Below are 23840 nucleotides of genomic sequence, written 5' to 3' on the forward strand. Positions count from 1 at the left end.
TTACGCTTCATGCCAGGTGCGGCCGTCGCGCTCGATCAGCGCGATCGACTGGCTCGGACCCCAGGTACCGGCGGTGTAGCCCTGTGCCTGCTGGCCGGTCGCTTCCCAGGCCTTCAGGATCGGGTCGACCCAGCGCCATGCGGCTTCCACTTCGTCGCGGCGCATGAAGAGTGTCTGGTTATTCCTGACGACGTCGAGCAGCAGGCGCTCGTAGGCGTCGGCGTTGCGGGCGTCGAAGGCTTCCGCGAAGCTCATGTCGAGCGAGACGTTGCGCAGCCGCATGCCGCCGGGACCGGGGTCCTTGATCATCAGCGACTGCTTGACGCCTTCGTCCGGCTGGAGGCGGATGATCAGCTGGTTGGCCTCGATGCGGCCCGCGGTGGGATCGAAGATCGAATGCGGGATCGGCTTGAAGGTGATGACGATCTCCGACATGCGCGCAGCAAGCCGCTTGCCCGTGCGGATGTAGAAGGGCACGCCCGCCCAGCGCCAGTTGCCGATCTCGGCCTTGATGCCGACGAAGGTTTCCGTGTTGGAGACGCCGCCCTCCAGCTCTTCGAGGTAGCCCTTGACGGGGCCGCCAGCCGAAGCACCGGCACGATACTGGCCGCGCACCGTCAGGCGCTCGACATTGTACTGGTCGATCGGCTTCAGCGCGCGCAGCACCTTCAGCTTTTCGTCGCGCACGGCTTCGGCGTCCATGGAGGAGGGCACTTCCATCGCGACAAGGCAGAGCAGCTGGAGAATGTGGTTCTGCACCATGTCGCGCAGCGCCCCGGCCTTGTCGTAATAGCCGGCGCGGCTTTCGAGACCGACGGATTCGGCTACCGTGATCTGCACGTGGTCGATATGGGCGGAGTTCCACAGCGGCTCGTAGAGCGCATTGGCAAAGCGCAGCGCCATCAGGTTCTGCACCGTCTCCTTGCCGAGATAGTGGTCGATGCGGAAGATCTGTTCTTCGCGGAACACCTTGCCGATCGTGTTGTTCAGCGCATCGGCGGAGGCGAGGTCGCGGCCGATCGGCTTTTCGACGACGATGCGGGTCTGCTTGGTGATCAGCTTATGGTCGCGGATCTTCTCCGAGATGTCGCCGAAGATCGCCGGTGCGACGGCGAGATAGAAGGCGCGCACGCGGTCCTTGCCCTCATCGAGCAGCTCTTTCAGCTTATCCCAGCCGGCGTCGGATTTGGCATCGACGGCGACATAGAACAGCCGGTCGCAGAAGGTCTTGACCTGTTCGTCCTCGAATTCGCCGGGCTTCAGGTGCTCCTTCAGCGCGTCGACGGCGAACTTGCGGTATTCCGCATCCGTGAAGGCCGTACGCGACGCGCCGATGATGCGCGTCGGGTCGGAGAGCTGGCCGTCGAGCTGGCGGTGGTAGAGGGCCGGAAGAAGCTTGCGTTCCGCAAGGTCGCCGGTTCCGCCGAAGACGACATAGTCGAAGGGTTCAACAGGAATGATCTGGCTGCTCATCGGATATCTCGATCTCGTTCTGTTGCCGGGCGTTATAATCTAATCGATTTAAAAACACCAGCGTGCAACGCAACAAAATCGATGTTCCGTGTCGATCAAAGCCTGTCGCGCAGCGCGTACCATGTCATGGCGAGGAACAGAAGGGGCGAACGGAACCGCGAACCGCCCGGGAAGGCCGGGATTTTCAGAGCCTTCAGCTGGTCGAGTTCCGGGCTGCCGCCGGTCACGTCCTCGGCATAGAGCTTGCCACAATAGTTTGACAGCATGACGCCATGGCCGGAATAGCCGCCGATCGTCGTAATGCCGGGCATCACCTCGCGGACATAGGGCTTGCGCGGCATGGTGATGCCGACGGAGCCGCCCCAGGCATGGGTGAGTTCGATGCCCTTCAGCTCCGGATAGACCTCCTCGATCTGCCGGCGAATGGGCGGTGTCATGTCGTCGAGATTTTCCGAATAGGCCTCGCGACCGCCGAACAGCAGGCGACCGTCGCGGGTCTTGCGGAAATAGCGCACGACGAAACGCGTATCGGCAATCGCTTCGCCACCGGGAATGATCGAGGGAAACTTGTCGAGCGGCACAGTCGCGCCGATGAAGGAGCGGATCGGCATGACATGCGCCGCCGTCTTCGGCTCGAGGTCGCCGATATAGGCATTGCAGCAGATCAAGGCCTTGTCGGCGCGGATCGTGCCCTTAGCAGTGGTTATCACGGCCTTGCCGCCCGTCCGGTCGATCTTCAGGGCAGGGGTCTTTTCATGCAGGCTGGCGCCGGCCGCCTGTGCCGCGCGGGCAACGCCGACCAGGAGCTTCATCGGGTGGATATGGCCGGTGCCGGTGTCGCGCATGCCGAAGAAGAAGCGCTTCGAGCCGACGCGCTGTTCGGTCTCTGTGCGGTCCATATAGCTCAGATGCTTGTAGCCGAAGCGCGTCGCGGCGATCTCGATATGGTCGCGGAAGTCCTTTTCGTAGCTCGCCTTGTGGCTGACATTGAGCTGGCCGGGCACGTAGTCGATCTCGAGCTTCTGCGCGGCGGCGAAGTCGTGGATATGCTGCTTGGCATTTTCCGCGAGATCGAACAGCGCCTTGGCGCGTTCATAGCCGAGTTCGGCCTCAAGCGTCTCCGCATCGGAGCGCTGGCCGGTGCCGAGCTGGCCACCGTTTCGGCCGGACGCGCCGTCGCCGAAGCGATGCGCCTCGATGAGCGTGACGCGCACGCCCTTCTTCGCGAGATTGTAGGCGGCCTGCAGGCCGGTGAAACCACCGCCGACAATGGCGACATCGGTCTCGACGGAGCCGTCGAGCGGGGCATATTCGGGACGGTCGCCGACACTGGCCTCATACCAGGAGACGCCGGGGGAAATCGGGCTTTGCCAGGGCATAGCACACACTCATTCGGTCAGGAGGGTGCGGCGGCGCGCCGGGGCGCCGGCCGCTTCTCAGGGACTGATCGTTTCAGCGGCCCGGACCGCGTGATTGCTCAGACGTTGAGCAGCAGGAACTCGCGCTCCCAGGGACTGATCACCTGCATGAAGGTCTCGAACTCGCCGCGCTTGACGCCGGCATAGAGCCCGATGAACTCCGCGCTCAGAACCTCCGCAAGGGCCGGATCCGATTCCAGCAGCGAGACGGCTTCGAGAAGGCCGCGTGGCAGGTCGATCGACCCTTCGTTGGCGGTGTCTTCCGTCGGCGGGCTCGGCTCGATCTGGTTCATGATGCCGAGCAGGCCGCAGCCGAGCGAGGCCGCGAGCGCGAGATACGGATTGGCATCCGATCCCGGCAGACGGTTCTCGACGCGCCGCGCTGCGGCATCCGAAACCGGGATGCGGAAAGCGGTGGTGCGGTTGTCGTAACCCCAGGCATTGTTGACCGGCGCCGACATTTCGGGCGTCAGGCGGCGATAGGAGTTCACATAGGGCGCCATCATGACAAGCGTCTTCGGCACATAGGCCTGCATGCCGCCGATGAAGTGGAAGAACTCCTTCGAAGCCGATCCGTCCGGATTGGAGAAGACGTTCTTGCCCGTCTCGATCTCCACCACCGACTGGTGGATGTGCATCGCCGATCCCGCCTGGCCCTGCATGGGCTTGGCCATGAAGGTGGCATAGATGCCGTGTTTGAGCGCCGCCTCGCGGATCGTGCGCTTGAACAGGAACACCTGGTCGGCCAGTTCCACCGGATCGCCGTGGCGCAGGTTGATTTCGAGCTGTGCCGGACCCTCTTCGTGGATCAGGGTGTCGATCTCGAGACCCTGCTTTTCCGAGAAGTGGTAGATGTCGTCGATCAGTTCGTCGAACTCGTTGATCCCTGCGATGGAATAGCCCTGGCCGCCCTGGATGGCGCGGCCGGACCGGCCCTTCGGCGGATGCAGCGGATAGTCCGGGTCCTCGTTCATCGCGACGAGATAGAACTCGATCTCAGGGGCCACGACCGGTTTCCAGCCGCGGTCGCTATACATCTTCACGACGTTCTTCAGAACGTTGCGCGGCGTATAGGGCACGCTTTCGCCCGTCGAGCCGACGATGTCGCAGATGACCTGCGCGGTCGGATCGGTTTCCCACGGCACGACGGACAGCGTGGAAAGATCCGGCAGGAGCTTCAGGTCGCTGTCGCGCGGCTCGTAGCGGAAATTGCCGGTTTCTTCCGGGTAGTCGCCCGAAATCGTGTGGCGGTAGAGGGCGGAAGGCAGCGCCAGCGAGGTGTTCGAGGTGAATTTCGACGACGGCATCATCTTCCCGCGCGGGACGCCTGCAAGATCAGGCGTGATGCATTCGATATCCTCGATACCGCGGGCCCGAAGCCAGTCTGCGGCGTCCTTCCAGGTCTTTACCCCTCGTGGCACGCTGATGGAGGGAGGTACTTTTCCAGAGCGTACGGCTTTCTCGATTGTAGGGGTAACGACTTTCTTTTTGGACGGCATGACACACCGGGTTTGTTGACGATGGCGCCATCATAGACAGAGTTAAACCCTTTACTAGCTCCCCCCGGGGGGTAGAAAACGCGATTTTTGCGGTATTTTTTGTTTTTCCTGTCCCGATTGACTTTCTGGCGCGAGAGCAGAAAGGAAAGGCGAACGGGGATTTTGGACGTGGCAGAACGACGGGACGTCGTCATTATCGGGGCAGGCGCGGCAGGCATGATGTGCGCAATCGAAGCAGGCAGGCGGGGTCGCCGCGTGCTTGTGCTCGACCATGCGAAGGCGCCCGGTGAGAAAATCCGCATCTCCGGCGGCGGGCGCTGCAACTTCACCAACATCCATGCCGGCCCGAAGAATTTCTTGTCGGCCAACCCGCATTTCGCCAAATCGGCGCTCGCCCGCTACACGCCGCGCGATTTCCTCGATCTCGTCGAGCGCCACCGCATAGCCTGGCACGAAAAGACCCTTGGCCAGCTGTTCTGCGACAACTCGGCGAAGGACATCATCGCCATGCTGCTTGCCGAGATGAAGGCGGCAGGCGCGGAGCTTCGCCTTTCGACCGCCATCACCGACATCGCCCATGACGGCCATTCCTTCCGCATCGCCACGGAGCACGGCCTCATCGAGGCGGCCTCGCTGGTGATTGCCACCGGCGGCAAGTCGATCCCGAAAATGGGCGCGACGGGTTTCGCCTACCGTGTCGCCGAACAGTTCGGCCTCCCGGTGACGGAAACCCGCGCAGGCCTGGTGCCGCTGATGCTCGATCCGGCGACGCTTGCCGCGCATGAAGGCCTGCCCGGCGTTGCCGTGGATGTCATCGCCCGCCACGGCAAGACGGAATTTGCGGAAGCGGCCCTCTTCACCCATCGCGGCCTCAGCGGCCCCGCCATCCTGCAAATTTCCTCCTATTGGCGCGAAGGCGAGGAGATCTCGCTGCACATCCGCCCCGATCTCGACTTCGCCGCCGTCATTGCCGCCGCTCGCAAGCAGAACGGCCGGCAGGCGGTGCAAACGGTGCTCGCCGACCATATCCCGAAGAAGCTGGCGCAGCTTCTCGTCAGCGATCTCGGCATCGATGGGACGCTTGCCGAGCAGCCGGGAAAACGCATCGAGGCGCTCGTGCAGAAGCTGCGCGACTGGCGTTTCCGTCCGCCGGGCTCGGAAGGTTATCGCACGGCGGAAGTCACGCTCGGCGGCGTCGATACGGCAGCGCTCGATTCCCGCAGCATGGCGGCGAAGACGGTGCCGGGGCTCTACTTCGTGGGCGAGGCTGTGGATGTGACCGGCTGGCTCGGCGGCTACAATTTCCAGTGGGCCTGGGCGTCCGGCCATGCGGCGGGCCTGGATGCCTGAGCCTGCGACGCAGGAATAGCGATACGGTCTTTACCGCCCGTTAAGACCTCGCGGTCGATGCTGCCGGAATGTCGGCGTTTCCCGCCTTCGGGAGACAACATGATGTGGGCCGGCTGGCCGGATCATCCGGGTATCTGTTCTCGCGTAACGGAGTATCGCCGCATGTCTGAAAGACGCCGTCCTGCCCGCGCCATCGCCATTGCCGCCGCCGAAGAAAGCCGCCGCCGCCTCGTTGCGATCGGCATCAACTGCGCGCTTGCCGCCGTTCTCGTCGCTGTCCTTGCCGTCGCTGCCCTCTGAATTCCGACCGTCATAAATCGGTTGAAATTGGTGATGGAATTTTAAAGATTGCCGCCGATGATCCCCGCATAGGGTTCCGGAAGCCGCGTCCCATTATGGATGCCTGCGGCATGCAATGACTGCTCCCCCGGATACGCGGCATTGCGGCCGCATGAAGTCGGTAATCCGGCGTCCGAATCCTGGGGAGGCCCTAAAAAGGGGCAGGGGTGGAGCACGCCGACAACGGATGTTCCGCCAATGTTTATTGATCGCATTCTCGCACGCTTCAAAATCCAGACGAAGGTTCTGGTCTTCATTCTGCCCTTCGTGCTCTCGATCTGCGCCGTGGGCTTTACGGGGCTTTATGCCTCCGGCCTGCTTCAGGGCCGCATGGAAATTTCCAACAGCGTTCTCCAGTCGCTGAGCGGCTTCAAGGACGTCTATGCCGGCATGAACCGGTTCCTTCAAAACACCAGCGAAGAGACCCGCGATGCGGTCAACGAGCGGCTGAAGGCGCAGGTATCCCTTCTTCGCCAGACGATGGACGGCCTGACGCCCGACGTCGATGCCTCCAAGCTCCTGGATGCCCAGAAGCAGACCAAGGACATCGAGGCGCGCATGGACGGCCTTTGGCTGCTCTATGTCAACGAGAACAAGCTGCACGACAAGATGAGCAAGAATCTCAGCACGCTGTCCAGCGAGCAGGTCAAGATCCTCGACGAGGCGACGAAGCTGCAGCGCACCGTGCGGCAGAACGAGAACGCCGCAAAGAGCATGCTGCGTGAAGCCGAGCGCCTGACGACGGCCAGCAAGTTCTTCGGCGACCTGCTCTCGGAATTCAGCCGCGGCGCCACGCCTGATGACCAGCTGAAGGTCATCAAGGAGCGTTTCCCCTTCATTTCGAAGACCGAGCGCTCCATCGCGACCATCCTGCCAAAGAACCAGAAGGTCGTCTCCATCACCATCCGCAACACGATCGATGAACTGAGCGGCTTCCTGTCCTCGTCGGAGCCCGCTTCCGTCACGGTGCCGGAAATCGCGCGCCGCGTGAACCGCTTCCGCCAGGTCACCATTCAGATGCAGGGGGCCGCCGCCGAAAAGATGCGCGAAGCGACCCGCATCTTCGGCGAGCTCGACGAGCCGATCATCAAGTCCGAGGCGGTTCTCGCCTCCACGCGCAAGCTGGTCTCGTCGATCGACGATATCGAAGTTGCCGCCGTGCGTTTCCTCGGCCAGACCTCGGACGACAACCGCGTCAAGCTGCTCGGCAACCTCTCTATGCTGCAGATCGACATCAAGGGCCTGCGCGGCACGGCGAGCGGCCTGCCGTTCTTCGACACGGTCGACGAGACGCTGACCCCGGTGCTGGAGCGCATCCAGGCCGACAGCGATGCGCTGGTGAAGATCAGCGCCCAGCGTAATGCCGACTTCGACGCCGCCGGCATGTCCATCGATTCCATCTGGAACCTGCTCAGCCAGTTTGCCGAGGAACAGAAGACCAGCGCCGGCACGGAACGGGAAAAGGCCAACCAGGTCTCGGTTCTTGCGACCGTCATCGGCGCGGCGATCGCCGTGCTGGCCGGTATCGCGCTGGTGCTGACGCTGAAAGGCCCGATCGGCCAGATCACCGGTGCGATGCGCCGCCTGGCCGATGGTTTCCTCGACACCGGCATATCAGGCGAAGGCCGCGCCGACGAAATCGGCGACATGGCCCGCGCGCTCGGCGTGTTCAAGGAAAACGCCCTGTCGAAAATCCGTGTCGAAACCGAAAGCGAGCAGCAGCGCGCCGAGGCGGAAGCCGAACGCAGCCGCAACGATGCGGAAAAGCAAGCGCTCGACCGGCAGATCGACTTCGCGGTGAACGCACTTGCCGCCGGCCTCGGCCGTCTCGCCCAGGGCGACCTGTCGCGCCAGATCGATACGCCGTTTACCGGCCGTCTCGAACAGCTGCGCCAGGACTTCAACGTCTCGCTCGAACGCCTTCAGGACACGCTCGGCCAGATTCGCTCCAATGCGCTGTCGATCCAGCGCAGCGGCAACGATATGCTGCAATCGGCCGATGCGCTCTCCAAGCGCACCGAAGCGCAGGCCTCCTCGCTGGAGGAGACCGCCGCCGCCGTCGAGCAGATCACCGTGACCGTGCGCTCCTCCGCCGAGCGGGCGCATGAAGCCAATGTCGTCGTCGGCGCCACCAAGCGCAGCGCCGACAGTTCCGCCTCCGTCGTCAACAACGCGATTGCCGCCATGGGCCGCATCGAGGGCGCCTCGCGCCAAATCGAGCAGATAATCGAGGTCATCGACGACATCGCCTTCCAGACCAATCTGCTTGCCCTCAACGCCGGTATTGAAGCGGCACGGGCAGGCGAGGCCGGCAAGGGCTTTGCCGTCGTGGCGCAGGAAGTGCGCGAGCTTGCCCAGCGTTCGGCCAGTGCCGCCCGCGAGATCAAGGGCCTGATCGAGAAGTCGACGAGCGAGGTCAGCGCCGGTTCGCACCTCGTGCAGGAGACGGGTTCGGTGCTCGCTTCGATCAGCCAGCAGATCGTCACCGTAAGCCAGCATGTGGATATGATGGCGACGGCGAGCCGCGACCAGGCGGCCGCCCTTCAGGAGGTCAATGGTTCCGTCAACCAGATGGACCAGATGACCCAGCAGAACGCCTCGATGGTGGATCTCACGACCACCGCCAGCCGCAAGCTTGCCGGCGATGCCGACACGCTGATGATGCTGGTCGAGCAGTTCCGCCTGGAGGCCGACGAACACGCGGCGGTTTATCGCGCGGCCTGAGTGCCGTTATTCGGATCGAATGCAGAGCCCCGGCGCGTAGAAAGCGCGCCGGGGTTTTCTTTTGTTCGCAGGATCCCGTCAAAGCCGGATGGCGGTTTCCTCTTTCGCCGTGCGGATGACCACCATGGTGAAAAACCTGGCAACGTTGTTATCGTCGCTGAACAGCCGGTCGCACAGTGGCGCATATTCTTCCATGTCGCGCAGGCGCAGCATGAGCACGACGTCGGTCTCGCCGGTGACGGCATAGGCCTGCGAAACGGCCTCCTCTGCAATGGCGATATCCAGGAAGCGGCGCATATGCTGCTCGCCGTGCAGCTTCAGTTCCACCGTGACCAGCGCCTTGATCGTGCGGCCCGCCTTGGTCGGATTGAGGATCGCGACGATACGCTCGATCACACCGGATTTTCGGAGCCGCTGCGTGCGGCGCAGGCAGCTCGAGGGCGACAGTCCCACTGCATAGGCGAGATCGACATTGGTGCGCGACGCATCGCGTTGCAGGAGGTTCAGAAGCTTCTTGTCGATGCGGTCCATGGACCGAGAATATCCGGCTGACCGATCTTTGCAATAAAATTGCATTACGCTGCAATCTTTGACCAAATGTGCGAAGCGGTTCGGGTTAGGGAATGGAGGCAACACAAGAGGAGCCTGCCATGCCGTTCGTGACGTCCGCCCTGCAAAAAACCAGGGAAACCCTCGCCATCTACTGGGTGCTCGTCCGGATTACCGTTCCCATCGCTCTCCTGACAGAACTTCTGGCGAGAATAGGCGTGATCGAGGCGATGACACCGGCCTTCGCACCGGTCATGAACCTTGTCGGGCTTCCGCCCGAACTGGGGCTGGCGTGGCTGACCGGCATGCTCGTCGGGATATGGGGTGTTGTGCCGCTCCTCTTCACGCTCGTTCCGGCATCCTCGCTCAGCGTCGCTGACGTCACGGTCTTCTCGGCGCTCATCCTGTTCGCGCACGGGCTGCCCATCGAGCAGAAGATCATCCAGCAGGCCGGTCCGGGCATGATCGCCACGACGGTGCTGCGCCTTGCCGGCGGCCTGCTCTATGCCTTCCTGCTGCATCATGTGCTCAAGGCCACGGGCTGGCTGTCGGCTCCGGTCGATCCCGCCTGGATCCCACTCGGCGCGACGCCCGATTGGGCCCACTATCTGCGCGGTCTTGCGGAGACGATGGTCTGGATGCTGGTCATTCTCGTCGTCCTCTCCTGGAGCCTTGAGCTTCTCAAGGTCACCGGCGCGCTGGGCCTCTGTTGATGAAGGCGCTTTCGCCGGTGCTGCGTCTGGCGGGCATCCGCGGCGAGGCGGAGCATCTTACCGCCGTCGGTCTGTTCCTCGGCATTTCCTATGGCGCCGGCCTTCTGATCCGCGAGGCGCAATCGGGCGCGATACCGCCGCGCCAGATCTTCCTGTCCTGTGTCTTCATGGGTTTTGCCCACAGCGTGATCGAAGACACGCTCATCGTGATCTCGCTGGGCGCGGATGTTTACGGCGTGCTCGTCGGGCGGGTGGTTTTCGCCATCGCGGCGACCGCTATCCTCGCCGCCCTGCTGCGCCAGCTTTCGGACAAGGCCTTCTTTGCCCGGATGTTTCGGCCGGATGCCGTGAAGGCCGGAGAGTGATGCGGCAGGTCTGAAACGAAAAATCCCCGGCGCAGGGAACGCCGGGGATTTTCTTTGACTGGATGATGCCTGTCAGCCGCGACCCTGCGTCACGATGACCGGGATCAGCAGGTCGCCCCAGTTGCCCTCGCCACCATGGTGGCGGGCGGAGCGGACGAGCTCGACCGAAACGCCGGCCTCGACCGCCTTCATGACGGACTGGTTGAGGCGGTGCAGGTCGTTGGCGACCATGCGGATCATCGCCTGCTGGTCGGGGGTCATGGCGGAAGCCTGTTCTTCAGCGCGTTCCTTGACTCGGGTCTGGACTGTCATGGCATTTCTCCTCTTATAACGGGGTTCTTGAAGGGCTGACGGGACGGGTTATTCGGCGGCCGGGCGGAACTGTTCGTGCTCGGTCGATTCGTGCATGGCGGTCGTCGAGGACTGGCCGCCGGTGATGGCCATGGAGACGGCATCGAAATAGCCGGTGCCGACTTCGCGCTGGTGCTTGGTCGCGGTGTAGCCGTTGATCTCGGCGGCGAATTCCGCTTCCTGAAGCTCCGAATAGGCCGCCATCTGGCGCTCCTTGTAGCCGCGGGCCAGTTCGAACATGCCGAAGTTCAGCTGGTGGAAGCCGGCGAGCGTGATGAACTGGAACTTGTAGCCCATCGCGCCCAGCTCGCGCTGGAACTTGGCGATCGTCGCATCGTCCAGGTTCTTCTTCCAGTTGAACGAGGGCGAGCAATTGTAGGCGAGCAGCTTGCCGGGATGGGCCTTGTGCACGGCTTCGGCGAACTTGCGGGCTTGTTCGAGGTCCGGCTTGCCGGTCTCCATCCAGATCAGGTCGCAATGCGGCGCATAGGAAATGGCACGCGCAATGCAGGGCTCAATGCCGTTCTTGACCTGGTAGAAACCTTCGACCGTGCGGCCCTTGTCCTTGTCGACGAAGGGCTGGTCGCGCTCGTCGATATCGGAGGTGAGGAGCCTTGCGGCCTCGGCGTCGGTGCGGGCGACGATCAGTGTCGGGACACCCATGACGTCGGCGGCAAGGCGCGCGGCGTCGAGGTTGCGGATATGCGCGGCGGTCGGGATCAGAACCTTGCCGCCGAGATGGCCGCACTTCTTTTCCGAGGCCAGCTGATCTTCGAAGTGAACGCCGGCGGCACCCGCCTCGATGAAGGCCTTCATGATCTCGAAGGCGTTGAGCGGGCCGCCGAAGCCGGCTTCCGCATCGGCGACGATCGGGGCGAACCAGGTGTCGACCGAAAGGCCGTTGCCCTCGGCAGTCTCGATCTGGTCGGCGCGCTGGAGCGTGCGGTTGATGCGCTTGGCCAGTTCCGGCGCGGCGTTTGCCGGATAGAGCGACTGGTCGGGATACATGGCGGATGCCGTGTTGGCATCGGCGGCGACCTGCCAGCCGGAGAGATAGATCGCCTTCAGGCCGGCGCGGACCATCTGCATGGCCTGGTTGCCCGAGAGCGCGCCGAGCGCGTTGACGAAATCTTCCTCGTGGATGAGCTTCCACAGACGGTTGGCACCGTTTTCAGCCAGCGTGTGGCGGATCTGGACCGAGCCGCGCAGCTTCTCGACCGTCTCGGCCGTATAGGGGCGTTCGATACCGTCGAAACGGCCCTTCGGTGCGCTCGGAACAAGATTGTAAAAATCGGTCATAGTATCCTCCAATGCGATGTCTCGGGATCGGGCTGGTGTCATTTCGTTGCCCGATTTGATGTGACAGTATTTACATCGCAGCGCACAATAGGGCGAGAGAAAACCGGAAAATCAGCGAGATAATCGGGTAACGATGTCTTGTCTTTGACAGTTTCGCTCTGTAAAAAAGTAAAGATTGTAAATTTTACGATCGTGTAATCCCTGTAAAGGATGTGACATATGGCGGAGAACAAGATCTTTGCCGGCCCGAAAGTCCGGCGCATCCGCAACACGCTCGGCCTGACCCAGACAGCGATGGCCGAGGGGCTTTCGATCTCGCCGTCCTATCTGAACCTGATCGAGCGCAACCAGCGCCCCCTGACGGTGCAGCTGCTGCTGCGGCTCTCTTCCGTCTACAAGGTCGATCTCGACGATCTCCAGGGCGAGAGCGCCGGCAATGCGCGCCAGCTGCGCGAGGTCTTTGCCGATCCGCTGCTGTCGGGCGAACTGCCTGGTGATCATGAGCTGGTGGAAATCGCCGACGCCGCGCCGAATGTCGCAAGCGGCATCGTCAAGCTCTACCGCGCCTATCGTGAACAGGCTGCCCGCCTCACCGACCTTGCCGACCTGCTCGCCCGCGAGGGACATGCCACCACGCTCGCCGGCACGCTGCTGCCGATGGACGAGGTGCGCGACAAGCTGGAGGCGCGCCCCAACTATTTCGGCGCCATCGAGGAGGCGGCCGAGCGGTTTCATGCGGCGCTGGCGCCGGGTGACGACCTGACCAATGCCCTCAAGGGCTGGCTGCGCAAGGAGCACGGCGTCGTCGTGCGCGCGCTGCCGGTCCACGCCATGCCGAACCTGCGCCGCCGTTTCGACCGGCACTCCATGCGCCTCTTTCTCTCCGAGCGCCTGTCACCGTTCGATCAGCTGCGCGAGATCGCCATGGAGACGGTGCAGCTGGCGCTTCAGGATGAAATCTTCGCCGAGCTCGACCTGCTTGCGTTCTCGACGGCGGAGGCAAAGCGCATCGCCCGCTTCGAACTGGCGCGCTATGCCGCCCATGCGCTGATGATGCCCTATGAGGCCTTCCATGCGACGGCGCAGCGCGTGCGCCATGATGTCGATGTGCTGCGCTCACGCTTCGGCGTCTCCTTCGAGCAGGCCGCGAACCGGCTGACCATGCTGCAACGGCCGGGAAAGACGGGCGTGCCCTTCTTCCTGCTGGAGATCGACAATGCCGGCCACCGTTTCCGCCGGGCGGGCGCGCAAGGGTTTCCGCAGGCGCGCTTCGGCGGCGGCTGTCCGAAGCTCGGCGTGCACGCGGCCTTCTCACAGCCGGGGCAGATTCTCGTCGACCGCGTCGAGATGCCGGATGGTGGTGCGTTCCTGACGGTGTCGCGCACCCTGGAAGGGCCGCAGGGCACCTTTGGCGAACGGGTGCGCCGCACCGCGCTGCTGCTCGGCTGCGATGCCGCCCATGCGGAGGAGACGGTCTATGGCGAGGCGGTGCGCCGCGACGGTGCCGTCGCGGTCGGCACGGCCTGTCGATTGTGCGAGCGGCAGGGCTGTCTGGCCCGCGCTGAGCCCCCCGTGACGCGCCCGCTCGGGCTCGATGAAATGGTCGCGGGCCTCAGCCTTTTCGACTTCCAGTAAATTTCCGCTTGATTTCCGTCGCCGATAGGTTTTGAAATCTGATAGGAATGGGAGCAATGTGATATCAAAATTCGCTCTCTGTTTGCGTAGAATGCAGCTTGTCGCCTCCCGAAAAACAACCATAATCGGCGACTGTTCTTCCTACGAACTCATAGACCCGCGAAAGAAACTGGGAGATAAATCAATGATAAGACGTATTCTTTTGGCGACGGCTGCCCTTGGCGCAATCCTTGGTGCCGGCAGCGCGCTTGCGCAGGAAAAGGTGGTCAACGTCTACAACTGGTCGGATTATATCGACAGCTCCATTATCGACGACTTCACCAAGGAAACCGGCATCAAGGTCGTCTACGACGTCTACGATAGCAACGAAATTCTCGAAACGAAGCTTCTCGCCGGAGGTACCGGCTATGACGTGGTCGTGCCGACCAACACGTTCCTGCAGCGCCAGATTTCCGCCGGCGTCTACCAGAAGCTCGATAAGTCCAAGCTGCCGAACCTGAAGAACATGTGGGACATGGTGTCCGAACGCATGCAGCCGTTCGACCCGGGCAATGAATATTCGATCAATTACATGTGGGGCACGATCGGCATCGGCTACAACAAGGCCAAGATCAAGGAAGCGCTCGGCACCGACCAGATCGACAGCTGGAACGTGATCTTCGATCCGGCCAATGCCGAAAAGCTCAAGGATTGCGGCATCAACCTGCTGGATTCACCTACCGACATCATTCCGGTGACGCTCGCCTATCTCGGTCTCAACCCCGACAGCCATGATCCGGCCGATATCGCCAAGGCTGAGGAAGCCCTGCAGAAGATCCGGCCCTTCGTGCGCAAGTTCCATTCGTCGGAATTCATCAACGGCCTCGCGAACGGCGACATCTGCATCGCCGTCGGCTGGTCGGGTGATATCTTCCAGGGTCGCGATCGCGCGGACGAAGCCAAGAACGGCGTCGAGATCGGCTATGCCATTCCGAAGGAAGGCACGCAGATGTGGTTCGACCAGATGGCGATCCCCGCCGACGCGCCGCATGTCGAAGAGGCGCACGCCTTCCTCGATTACATTATGCGCCCGGAAGTCATCGCCAAGGCATCGACCTACATCCACTACGCCAACGGCAACAAGGCAGCGCAGGCCGTGATGCCGGAAGAGATCGTCAAGGACACGACGATCTATCCGGATGACGCGACGCTGAAGAAGCTCTTCACCAACACGACCCTGGACCCGAAGACGCAGCGCCTGTTCACGCGCACCTGGACCAAGATCGTGACCGGCCAATAACCGGTCCGAAGCGAATTGCCCGGAAGTCTCTTCCGGGCATTTTCTTATGAATTGCCCGAAAATAAGAGATGGGGACAGGCAATGAAATCTCTCGGCAATATTCGTCGCGCCTTTGCACCGTGGACGGACCCGGACGCAAAACCATACATCACGTTCCGCAATGTCACGAAGAGGTTCGGCGATTTCACGGCCGTCGATGATCTCACACTCAACATCTATCACCGCGAGTTCTTCGCGCTGCTCGGCGCATCGGGCTGCGGCAAGTCCACGCTGCTGCGCATGCTGGCCGGCTTCGAGCGACCGACCTCGGGCGAGATCATCCTCGACGGCCAGGACATTGCCGGCATCCCGCCCTACAAGCGGCCCGTGAACATGATGTTCCAGTCCTACGCACTCTTCCCGCACATGTCGGTCGAGAGCAATATCGGTTTCGGCCTGCGCCAGGACGGCATGCCGAAGAACGAGATCGCCGAGCGCGTCACCCAAATGCTCAAGCTGGTGAAGCTGGAGAAATTCGCCAAGCGCAAGCCGCACCAGCTTTCCGGTGGCCAGCGCCAGCGCGTGGCGCTCGCCCGTTCGCTCGCCAAGCGCCCGAAAGTGCTGCTGCTCGACGAGCCGCTCGGCGCGCTCGACAAGAAGCTGCGCGAGGAAACCCAGTTCGAACTGATGGATTTGCAGCAGGAACTCGGCCTGACCTTCGTCGTCGTGACCCACGACCAGGAAGAGGCAATGACCATGGCCGACCGCATCGCGGTGATGAGCCACGGCAAAGTCATCCAGGTCGCGACGCCGGCGGAAATCTACGAGGCGCCGAACTCCCGCTTCGTGGCCGACTTCATCGGCGACGTGAACATTCTCGACGGCAAGGTCTCGGCCAGCGGCAATGGCAAGATCGAACTCGCCGTCGCCGAAGGTTTTACGGTGCGCACCGCCACCGGCAATACGCCGGCCGCCGGTTCGTCCGCCGGTTTCGCCATCCGTCCGGAAAAGCTGAAGGTCACGCGGGCCGCCCCCGCCGACGCATCCGTCAACGCCGCGCAGGGCGAGATCTGGGATATCGGCTATCTCGGCGATATGACGGTCTTCTACGTCAAGCTCGCCAGCGGCAAGGTGGTGAAGGCCTCCATGCTGAATGCGCAGCGCGAGGTCGAGGACCCGATCGCCTATGACGAAAAGGTCTGGGTCTCCTTCGGCGAAACGGCCGGCGTCGTGCTGAAGGATTGACCCGATGAAGAAGCTCGGCTCCGCCATCTTCAGCCGCCTTGTCATCATCATTCCCTATGCCTGGCTGCTGTTCTTCTTCCTCATCCCCTTCTTCATCGTCTTCCGCATTTCGCTGTCGACAACGGCCATCGCCCAGCCGCCTTACGAGCCGGCTTTCGCATGGTCGGACGGCTTGTCCGGTATTCTGACGAAGATGGGGCAGTTCAGCTTCGATAATTTCATCTGGCTGACCGAGGATTCGCTCTATTTCAACGCCTATATGTCGAGCATCTGGATCGCCGGCGTTTCCACGCTGGTGACGCTCCTGATCGGCTATCCCATCGCCTATGGCATGGCGCAGGCGCCGCGCACGTTGCGGCCCACGCTCCTGATGCTGGTGATCCTGCCGTTCTGGACCAGCTTCCTCATCCGCGTCTATGCCTGGATTGCCATCCTGAAACCCGAAGGGCTGCTCAACCAGTTCCTGCTGAACCTCGGCGTCATCGACCAGCCGCTGATCATCATGAACACCAATTGGGCGATCTATATCGGTATTGTCTATTCCTATCTGCCCTTCATGATCCTGCCGCTCTATTCCGCGCTGGAGAAGATGGACAACACCCTGATCGAGGCCGCACAGGATCTCGGCTGCCCGCAGATGACCGCGTTCTGGAAGGTGACCTTCCCGCTCTCCATTCCCGGCATCGTCGCGGGCTGCATGCTCGTCTTCATTCCGGCCGTGGGCGAGTTCGTCATTCCCGACCTGCTCGGCGGATCGCAGACGCTGATGATCGGCAAGACGTTGTGGAACGAATTCAACGCAAACCGCGACTGGCCGGTCTCGGCTGCCGTCGCAACCATCCTGCTCCTCATCCTGGTCGTGCCCATCGTGTTCTTCCAGAATGCGCAGGCCAAGGCCGAAGAGCAGGGGAGGTAAGCCCATGAACACCTGGTCCCGTTTCAACATCGCATCGGTCGTTCTCGGCTTTTCCTTCCTCTATCTGCCGATCGTGCTGCTGGTCGTCTTCTCCTTCAACGAGTCCAAGCTCGTGACGGTCTGGGCCGGCTTCTCGACCAAATGGTACGTCTCGCTGTTCCACAATCAGGGCCTGATGGACGCCGCCTGGGTGACGATCCGCGTAGCGCTGATCTCGGCCACGGCGGCAACCGCGCTCGGCACCATGGCGGCGCTGGCATTGACGCGCTATACGCGCTTCCGCGGCCGGCTGCTGTTTTCCGGCATGGTCTATGCGCCGCTCGTCATGCCGGAGGTCATCACCGGCCTGTCGCTGCTCCTGCTCTTCGTCGCTATCGGCTTCGACCGCGGCTTCGTCACGGTCATGCTGGCGCATATCACCTTCTCGATGTGCTTCGTGACGGTGGTGGTGCAGTCGCGTCTGCTCTCTTTCGACCGTTCGGTCGAAGAGGCGGCACTGGACCTCGGCGCAACGCCGGTCAGGACCTTCCTGGAGGTAACGTTGCCGATCATCGCGCCAGCCGTTCTGTCCGGCTGGATGCTGGCGCTGACGCTGTCGCTCGACGACCTCGTCATTTCTTCGTTCACGTCCGGCCCCGGTGCCACCACGCTGCCGATGAAGATCTACAGCCAGGTGCGTTTGGGTGTGACGCCGGAAATCAACGCGGCCTGCACCCTGCTCATCGGCTTCGTCGCCATCGGCGTCATCATCGCCTCGGTCATGACGAAGCGCCGCGAAGTGCAGCGTCAGCGCGACGAGCAGGCGGCCTTCGCCGGTCGCTGAGCATTCAGCAAAATGCGATTACTGGCGGGGCTGCTGCCCCGTCAGGATCGAGATCGGCGAGATCACCGGCTCCGGCCAGGACCCGCCGACGAAGAAGCTGAGGGCCGGATTGACCACGGCCGCATCTGTCTGCGGCCGGTCGGCGAGCGTCCCGGCCAGCGCCAGGCTTCCCGAACGATAGGGGATCATGCCGGAGAGCGTCAGAAGCTTCTCGCTGCCTTCGATTTCCGCCTTGGTGAGTTCGGCAATGCCGCGGTCGAGCCGGGCTTCCAGATCGGCGCGCACGAAATCGAAGGAGCCATCCGCAGTACTGGAGATGCTGAAGAAGGCGTTCTTCGCCGCCTGTTCCTCGAAGGCCTGACGGTTGAAGTGGGTCAGTGTTCCCGGTCCCATGCGCAGGCGGAACTGGCCGGACATATCCGATAGCGTCGTTGCCCAAAGCGGTCGGTCCGTCGAAAGCTCGAAATCGGCCGAGCCATGGCCTGACGGCAGCGGTCCGGGCAGCGCGAGCGTGCTGACGACCGTGCCGATATCGACATTATCAAGCGACATCTGCACCTGCGCACCGCCGCGGAACCCCTGTTCGTTCAGCGCGATGCGGCCGGTCATGCGGCCGTCGAGGAGCGTGCTGTCGCCGACGTCGAAGGAGGCGCGGCCGTTTTCGATGCGCATGCCCGCGGCCAGACCCTGCAGCGAAAAAGGCGCGAACTCCGCCGTCTTGGCGGAGAGACGCAGATCCATGCCGAACTGGTGCACGAAAGCCGTATCGAGCGGCGTCGCGGTCTCCTTGGAGCCCGGCAGCGGCGCAAAGGCCGAAAGCAGGGCCTTGAGGTCGATATGATCGAAGGCCAGCGTGCCGCCGATCTGGGGCAGGCCGCGCGGCGGCAGATTGACGTCGAGCACGCCGGTCGCCTCGACATTGTCGAGAGCGAGCTTCACGTCCTCGAGCTTGGCCGTGTAGCCGGCCGTCGCGACCTTCGCCTCGACATTCACCGACCCGACATTGCCGATGGCGGAAATGTCCTTGCCCTGCCAGGCGAGCAGATGGGCAAGCGACGGCGTCGAAAGCTGCATGGTGCCGGCAGCGAAGGCGGCATGTGAAAGGTTGGCCATGCCCTCGAAATTCAGCGTCGCCGGATCGGCGGACAGGCTGGTGCGGGCATTGGCGTTGCGCCCTGCCAACAGTGCCAGCGGCTGGTCGCAGCCAAAGGTCCAGCGGGTCATCTCGCCGTTGACGATGCCGGAAAGCGAGAGGTCCATGGGCTGGCGGAGCGCCGGCCAGGTGATGATGCCGTTGATATCGGACACGCGATAGGCCGGCGTCTCGCCTGCACGGGCGACCTCAAGGATGCCGTCGGTGATGGTGATCGTGCCGAGACGCTCGCTCGGCATGGCGGGGAACGCCTGTCCCTCGGGCGTCGCGGCGGTCGCATCGATCGCCTGCGCCAGCCAGCCGCTGTGTTTCCAGTTGAAGGCGCCCGCCGCATTCCAGCCGACGCGCACCGTTGGACGCACCAGTTCGAGATCGCTGAAGACGGGATCGCCGCGCACCGCGCCAATGAGATCGAACGTCGCCGAAATCGTCTCGACGGACGCCAGTTCCTCGCTCTTGCCGTCGACCGGGCGCGTGGCGATGCGCACATTGCCGATCGTCACGCGCGGATAGGGCCAGAAGGCAAATTCCGGATCCTTGCCGATGCGAACCTCAGCCCCCGTCCAGGCCTCCAGCGTTTCCTTGATCGCCTTGCCGACGGTGTCGGTCTGGAGAAGGAAGGGAACGCCGATACGCACCGCAAACAGCAAGGCGAGCGCGACAAGGAGACCCCGCACCAGGAGCTTTGAACGGATGAAACGGGACAGGGTCATTCGGGCACGGATCCTCTGCCGTCAGCTCTTTTATTGGGTTGCGCGAAGGGGATAGGCGCTCGGGGCGAAGAAATCAAATGTTGCCATGGCGGAATTGCGTTCGTCGGTGCCGCGAACCGGCAGCCGGTGCTTTTTATTGCGACGCAACATGGTATACGAATGCGATGGAGTGGAGGAAAGCATGACGTCAGAACTGCCCCTGTGGGAACCTTCAGCCGACATAACGGCAAAGAGCCCGATGGCCCTGTTCATGAAGGCCGCCGGCCGCATCGCCGGGCGCGATATCGCGACCTATGACGCGCTTCATGCGTGGTCCGTCGAAGACCGCGCCGCCTTCTGGACGGCGATCTGGGACGAATGCGGGGCCGTCGGCGAAAAGGGCGGCATCGCGCTGGAGAACGGCGTGCGCATGCTGGACGCCCGGTTCTTCCCCGAGGGCCGTCTGAATTTTGCGGAAAACCTGCTCCGGAAGACCGGCGCTGAGGATGCCATCATCTTCCGTGGCGAGGACAAGGTGTCCTATCGCTGGTCGTGGGACGAGCTTCGCGCCCGTGTTTCGAAACTGCAGCAGGCCTTTGCCGCCATGGGGATCGGGGAGGGGGACCGCGTCGCCGCCATGATGCCCAACATGCCGGAAACCATCGCCTGCATGCTCGCCGCCGCCTCGCTCGGTGCCATCTGGTCGTCCTGCTCGCCCGATTTCGGCGAACAGGGTGTGCTCGACCGCTTCGGCCAGATCACGCCGAAACTGTTCATCACCTGCGATGCTTACTGGTACGCCGGCAAATTGCAGGATGTCTCCACCAAGGTGCAGGCCGTGGCCGGCAAGCTCGGTGCGCCCGTACTCGTGGTGCACTATGCCGGCGATGCGGATGCGCTGGCAGGCGCTCTGCCGGATGGCCGCACACTCGAGGCGCTGACCGCGCCCTATGAGGCAAAGCCGCTCACCTTCGCGCAGCTTCCCTTCCGCCATCCGCTCTATATCCTCTTCTCCTCGGGCACGACGGGCGTGCCGAAATGCATCGTGCATTCGGCCGGCGGCACGCTCTTGCAGCACCTGAAGGAACACAGCCTGCATTGCGGCCTCGTCGAGGGCGATCGGCTGTTCTACTTCACCACCTGCGGCTGGATGATGTGGAACTGGCTGGTCTCCGGCCTCGCCGTCGGCGCCACGCTCTGCCTGTTCGACGGTTCGCCTTTCCATCCGGATGGGAACGTCCTGTTCGACTATGCGCAGGCGGAAAAATTCGCCGTCTTCGGCACCTCGGCCAAATATATCGACGCGGTGCGCAAGGGCGGCTTCACGCCGCGCACGACGCATGACCTCTCCAGCCTGCGGCTCCTCACCTCCACCGGCTCGCCGCTCTCGCCGGAAGGCTTCTCCTTCGTCTACGAGGGCATCAAGCCGGACGTGCAGCTCGCCTCCATCTCCGGCGGTACGGATATCGTCTCCTGCTTCGTGCTCGGCATCCCCTTGAAGCCTGTCTGGCGCGGAGAGATCCAGGGTGCGGGGCTCGGCCTTGCCATGGATGTCTGGGACGAGGACGGCCATCCCGTGCGCGGCGAGAAGGGTGAACTGGTCTGCACCAAGGCCTTCCCCTCCATGCCGGTGATGTTCTGGAACGATGCCGACGGTGCGAAGTATCATGCCGCCTATTTCGAGCGTTTCGACAATGTCTGGTGCCACGGCGACTTCGCCGAATGGACCAGCCACGACGGCATCATCATCCATGGCCGTTCGGACGCGACGCTGAACCCCGGCGGCGTGCGCATCGGCACGGCGGAGATCTACAACCAGGTCGAACAGCTGGAAGAGGTCGTCGAGGCGCTGTGTATCGGCCAGGACTGGGATGACGACGTGCGCGTCGTGCTTTTCGTGCGCCTTGCACCCGGCAAGGTGCTGGACGAGGCACTGGAAAAGACCATCCGGACGAAGATCCGCACCGGCGCCTCGCCGCGCCACGTGCCGGCGAAGATAATCCAGGTGACCGACATTCCGCGCACCAAATCCGGCAAGATCGTCGAGCTTGCGGTGCGCGAGGTCGTGCATGGCCGCCCAGTCAAGAACAAGGAGGCGCTGGCCAATCCGGAAGCGCTGGACCTTTTCGCCAATCTTGCGGCGCTTCAGTCTTGAGCGCCGCCGGCATTAACGGTTTTTGCCGGTCGAATTAACCAAACGCACGAAGTTGTGAACAAAAGGTTTGTGCCGGAACGGGCCGGGTAAGGTTTTGTTAAGCCGGGATGGGGCAAGGTCGTCCCAACTTGAGCACGCCCGATGTGAGGGCGTTCCGGTCGCACCCGACCCCGATGGCATGAAGCCGTTCACCTTCGCTTTTGTTGGACAGCATTCAAACTATCGGGGCGGCTTTTGCCGCCCTTTTTTTATGCGCCCGTTTTGTCCAGGGACCGGGACACCAGAAACACCGGAATGAGCCCGACCGCGACGATGATGATCGCGGGCACCCCGGCATCCTCCACCTTCGCCCGTGACGCATCCTCATAGACCAGCGTCGCCAGCGTGTTGAAGTTGAACGGGCGCAGCATGATCGTCGCCGAGAGCTCCTTCATCGTCTCGATGAAGACGAGGAGGGCGGCCGTCAGCGTGGCCGGGCGCATCATCGGCAGGAGCACGGTCCAGAGCGTCTGGCTGCTGGTGCGGCCGAGCGTGCGGGCGGCCATGTCGAGATGCGGCGAGAGCTTGTGGAAGCCGGCATCGATCGTTCCCTCGGCCATCATGAGAAACCGCACCGTGCAGGCATAGATGATGGCAAACCCGGTGCCGGAAAGAACGAGGCCGGTCGAAATGCCGAGATTGGCACGCAAAAAGGCATCCACCGCATTGTCGAAATTGGCAAGCGGAATGAGCACGCCCATGGCCAGCACCGTGCCGGGTACGCCATAGCCGAAGGAGGCGAAACGCCCGGCGGCAGCGTTGAGGCGCGAGCGGGTCGTGCGGGCGGCATAGGCGAGCAGGAAGGCGAGCAGCACGGCGACGGCGGCCGTCGAGCCGGAGACGAGCACGCTGTTCCACAGGGCCGAGAGCAGCCGCGTCGAGGCGAATTCCTCGAGCCGGCGCGCGGCGTAGCCGCCGAGTACATAAACCGGAATGGCGAAACCGATGACGGGGGGCGTGAGGCAGGCGAGGCTCGCCGCCCATGTCTTCCAGCCGTTCAGCTTGAGGCGTACGGAATCATGCACCGCGGCCGTCGTCTTCTGGCTGGCGAAGCGCTGCCGGCGGCGCGCGGCGCGTTCCACCATCATCAGGCAGACGACGAAGACCAGCATGACGCAGGCAATCTGCGCCGCCCCGGCAAGGCTGCCCCGATTGAGCCAGGTGTCGAAGATCGAGAAGGTCAGCGTCTGCACGCCGAGATATTCGACCGCGCCGATATCGTTCAGCGTTTCCATGGCGACGAGCGTCAGCCCCACCATGATCGCCGGCCGTGCCATGGGGATCTGGATCCTTGCGAAAACCTTGAGCGGCCCGGCACCGAGCGTGCGCGCCACATCCGCTGCCGCGCGGCCCTGCATGATGAACATCGAGCGGGCGGCGAGATAGATATAGGGATAGAGCACGCTCGACAGAACCAGCATGGCGCCGCCGGTGGTGCGGACTTCCGGAAACCAGTAGTCGCGGCTCGTCTGGAAGCCGAAGAGCGCGCGATATGCGGTTTGCACCGGGCCGGTGAAGGAGAAGAACTCCGCAAACGCATAGGCACCGAGATAGGCGGGAATGGCGAGCGGCAGGACGAGCAGGCCGGACAGGACCCGGCGGCCGGGAAAATCGCAGCTCGCCACCAGCCAGGCCGTGATGACGCCGGTGACGGTGGTCAAGGTGGCGACGCCGGCCAGCAGGATGAGCGTGCGCAGCGTCGCGCGCGGAATGACGTTGCTCAGGAGATGCGGCCAGTTGTCGACGCCACCCGTCGCCGCGATGACGACGATGGCGATGGCCGGCATGAGGATGATGGCCGCGGCAAGCACCGCGGAGGCGGAGAGAAGCGGATGGCGGGCCGC

At 63.1% G+C, this 23840-nt stretch carries 17 protein-coding genes and 1 pseudogene; 10 read left to right on the plus strand and 8 right to left on the minus strand.

The window, feature by feature from the left end:
* The 3 genes from zwf to AC27VQ_RS05805 form a co-directional block, all read right to left on the minus strand.
* The gene (gene zwf, locus AC27VQ_RS05795; RefSeq protein WP_488715538.1) at positions 1 to 1473 is read right to left on the minus strand and encodes a glucose-6-phosphate dehydrogenase; all 1473 of its coding nucleotides are present in this window, start codon (positions 1471 to 1473) and stop codon (positions 1 to 3) included.
* A gap of 95 nt (positions 1474 to 1568) precedes the next feature.
* Positions 1569 to 2852 carry an NAD(P)/FAD-dependent oxidoreductase gene (locus tag AC27VQ_RS05800; protein ID WP_488715539.1) on the minus strand — a complete coding sequence of 428 codons (1284 nt, stop codon included), beginning with the start codon at positions 2850 to 2852 and terminating at the stop codon, positions 1569 to 1571.
* Positions 2853 to 2950: 98 nt separating this feature from the next.
* On the minus strand, positions 2951 to 4390 hold the full coding sequence (locus AC27VQ_RS05805) for a glutamine synthetase family protein (RefSeq protein ID WP_313523651.1): 1440 nt from the start codon (positions 4388 to 4390) through the stop codon (positions 2951 to 2953).
* A gap of 168 nt (positions 4391 to 4558) precedes the next feature.
* Here AC27VQ_RS05805 and AC27VQ_RS05810 point away from each other — a divergent pair, with 168 nt between their 5' ends.
* The 3 genes from AC27VQ_RS05810 (at position 4559) to AC27VQ_RS05820 (ending at position 8803) form a co-directional block, all read left to right on the plus strand.
* Positions 4559 to 5740 (plus strand): BaiN/RdsA family NAD(P)/FAD-dependent oxidoreductase, encoded by a 1182-nt coding sequence (locus tag AC27VQ_RS05810; RefSeq protein ID WP_488715540.1) that lies wholly within the window; start codon positions 4559 to 4561, stop codon positions 5738 to 5740.
* Between the two features lie 162 nt (positions 5741 to 5902).
* A complete protein-coding gene (locus tag AC27VQ_RS05815; RefSeq protein WP_421594324.1) occupies positions 5903 to 6040 on the plus strand; it encodes a hypothetical protein in 138 nt (45 codons plus the stop codon).
* A gap of 237 nt (positions 6041 to 6277) precedes the next feature.
* Positions 6278 to 8803 carry a methyl-accepting chemotaxis protein gene (locus AC27VQ_RS05820; protein ID WP_488715541.1) on the plus strand — a complete coding sequence of 842 codons (2526 nt, stop codon included), beginning with the start codon at positions 6278 to 6280 and terminating at the stop codon, positions 8801 to 8803.
* A 78-nt stretch (positions 8804 to 8881) separates the two neighbouring features.
* Here the strand turns inward: AC27VQ_RS05820 and AC27VQ_RS05825 are convergent, their stop codons facing one another.
* The gene (locus AC27VQ_RS05825; protein ID WP_488715542.1) at positions 8882 to 9334 is read right to left on the minus strand and encodes an Lrp/AsnC family transcriptional regulator; all 453 of its coding nucleotides are present in this window, start codon (positions 9332 to 9334) and stop codon (positions 8882 to 8884) included.
* Positions 9335 to 9453: 119 nt separating this feature from the next.
* On the opposite strand from AC27VQ_RS05825, the pseudogene AC27VQ_RS05830 reads away from it, so the two are divergent.
* Positions 9454 to 10430 (plus strand): annotated as a pseudogene (locus tag AC27VQ_RS05830) (nucleoside recognition domain-containing protein).
* Between the two features lie 72 nt (positions 10431 to 10502).
* Here the strand turns inward: AC27VQ_RS05830 and AC27VQ_RS05835 are convergent.
* Both AC27VQ_RS05835 and aceA read right to left on the minus strand, forming a co-directional pair.
* A complete protein-coding gene (locus AC27VQ_RS05835) occupies positions 10503 to 10742 on the minus strand; it encodes an SMc00767 family acetate metabolism repressor (protein ID WP_023516665.1) in 240 nt (79 codons plus the stop codon).
* 48 nt (positions 10743 to 10790) lie between these two features.
* A complete protein-coding gene (gene aceA, locus AC27VQ_RS05840; RefSeq protein WP_488715543.1) occupies positions 10791 to 12080 on the minus strand; it encodes an isocitrate lyase in 1290 nt (429 codons plus the stop codon).
* 219 nt (positions 12081 to 12299) lie between these two features.
* Between aceA and AC27VQ_RS05845 the strand changes: the two genes are divergently transcribed.
* The 5 genes from AC27VQ_RS05845 to AC27VQ_RS05865 all read left to right on the plus strand — a co-directional run bounded on the left by AC27VQ_RS05845 (position 12300) and on the right by AC27VQ_RS05865 (position 17957).
* Positions 12300 to 13715 carry a helix-turn-helix domain-containing protein gene (locus tag AC27VQ_RS05845; RefSeq protein WP_488715544.1) on the plus strand — a complete coding sequence of 472 codons (1416 nt, stop codon included), beginning with the start codon at positions 12300 to 12302 and terminating at the stop codon, positions 13713 to 13715.
* Positions 13716 to 13899: 184 nt separating this feature from the next.
* Positions 13900 to 14994 (plus strand): polyamine ABC transporter substrate-binding protein, encoded by a 1095-nt coding sequence (locus AC27VQ_RS05850; protein ID WP_488715545.1) that lies wholly within the window; start codon positions 13900 to 13902, stop codon positions 14992 to 14994.
* Positions 14995 to 15075: 81 nt separating this feature from the next.
* On the plus strand, positions 15076 to 16218 hold the full coding sequence (locus tag AC27VQ_RS05855; RefSeq protein WP_488715546.1) for an ABC transporter ATP-binding protein: 1143 nt from the start codon (positions 15076 to 15078) through the stop codon (positions 16216 to 16218).
* A 4-nt stretch (positions 16219 to 16222) separates the two neighbouring features.
* Positions 16223 to 17134, plus strand: coding sequence for an ABC transporter permease subunit (locus AC27VQ_RS05860; RefSeq protein WP_421594331.1), 912 nt, complete (start codon positions 16223 to 16225; stop codon positions 17132 to 17134).
* 4 nt (positions 17135 to 17138) lie between these two features.
* Positions 17139 to 17957 (plus strand): ABC transporter permease subunit, encoded by an 819-nt coding sequence (locus AC27VQ_RS05865; RefSeq protein WP_117368285.1) that lies wholly within the window; start codon positions 17139 to 17141, stop codon positions 17955 to 17957.
* 18 nt (positions 17958 to 17975) lie between these two features.
* Here AC27VQ_RS05865 and AC27VQ_RS05870 read toward each other — a convergent pair whose 3' ends face one another.
* Entirely contained in the window at positions 17976 to 19823 is a 1848-nt protein-coding gene (locus tag AC27VQ_RS05870) for an AsmA family protein (RefSeq protein ID WP_488715547.1), read from the minus strand.
* A 181-nt stretch (positions 19824 to 20004) separates the two neighbouring features.
* Here AC27VQ_RS05870 and AC27VQ_RS05875 point away from each other — a divergent pair, with 181 nt between their 5' ends.
* Positions 20005 to 21957 (plus strand): acetoacetate--CoA ligase, encoded by a 1953-nt coding sequence (locus AC27VQ_RS05875; RefSeq protein ID WP_488715548.1) that lies wholly within the window; start codon positions 20005 to 20007, stop codon positions 21955 to 21957.
* Positions 21958 to 22205: 248 nt separating this feature from the next.
* On the opposite strand, the gene AC27VQ_RS05880 is transcribed toward AC27VQ_RS05875, so the two are convergent.
* Positions 22206 to 23783 (minus strand): ABC transporter permease, encoded by a 1578-nt coding sequence (locus tag AC27VQ_RS05880; RefSeq protein WP_488715574.1) that lies wholly within the window; start codon positions 23781 to 23783, stop codon positions 22206 to 22208.
* Positions 23784 to 23840: the final 57 nt, after the last annotated feature.

The sequence above is a fragment of the Shinella sp. 20P9.1.1 genome, from assembly GCF_057798995.1.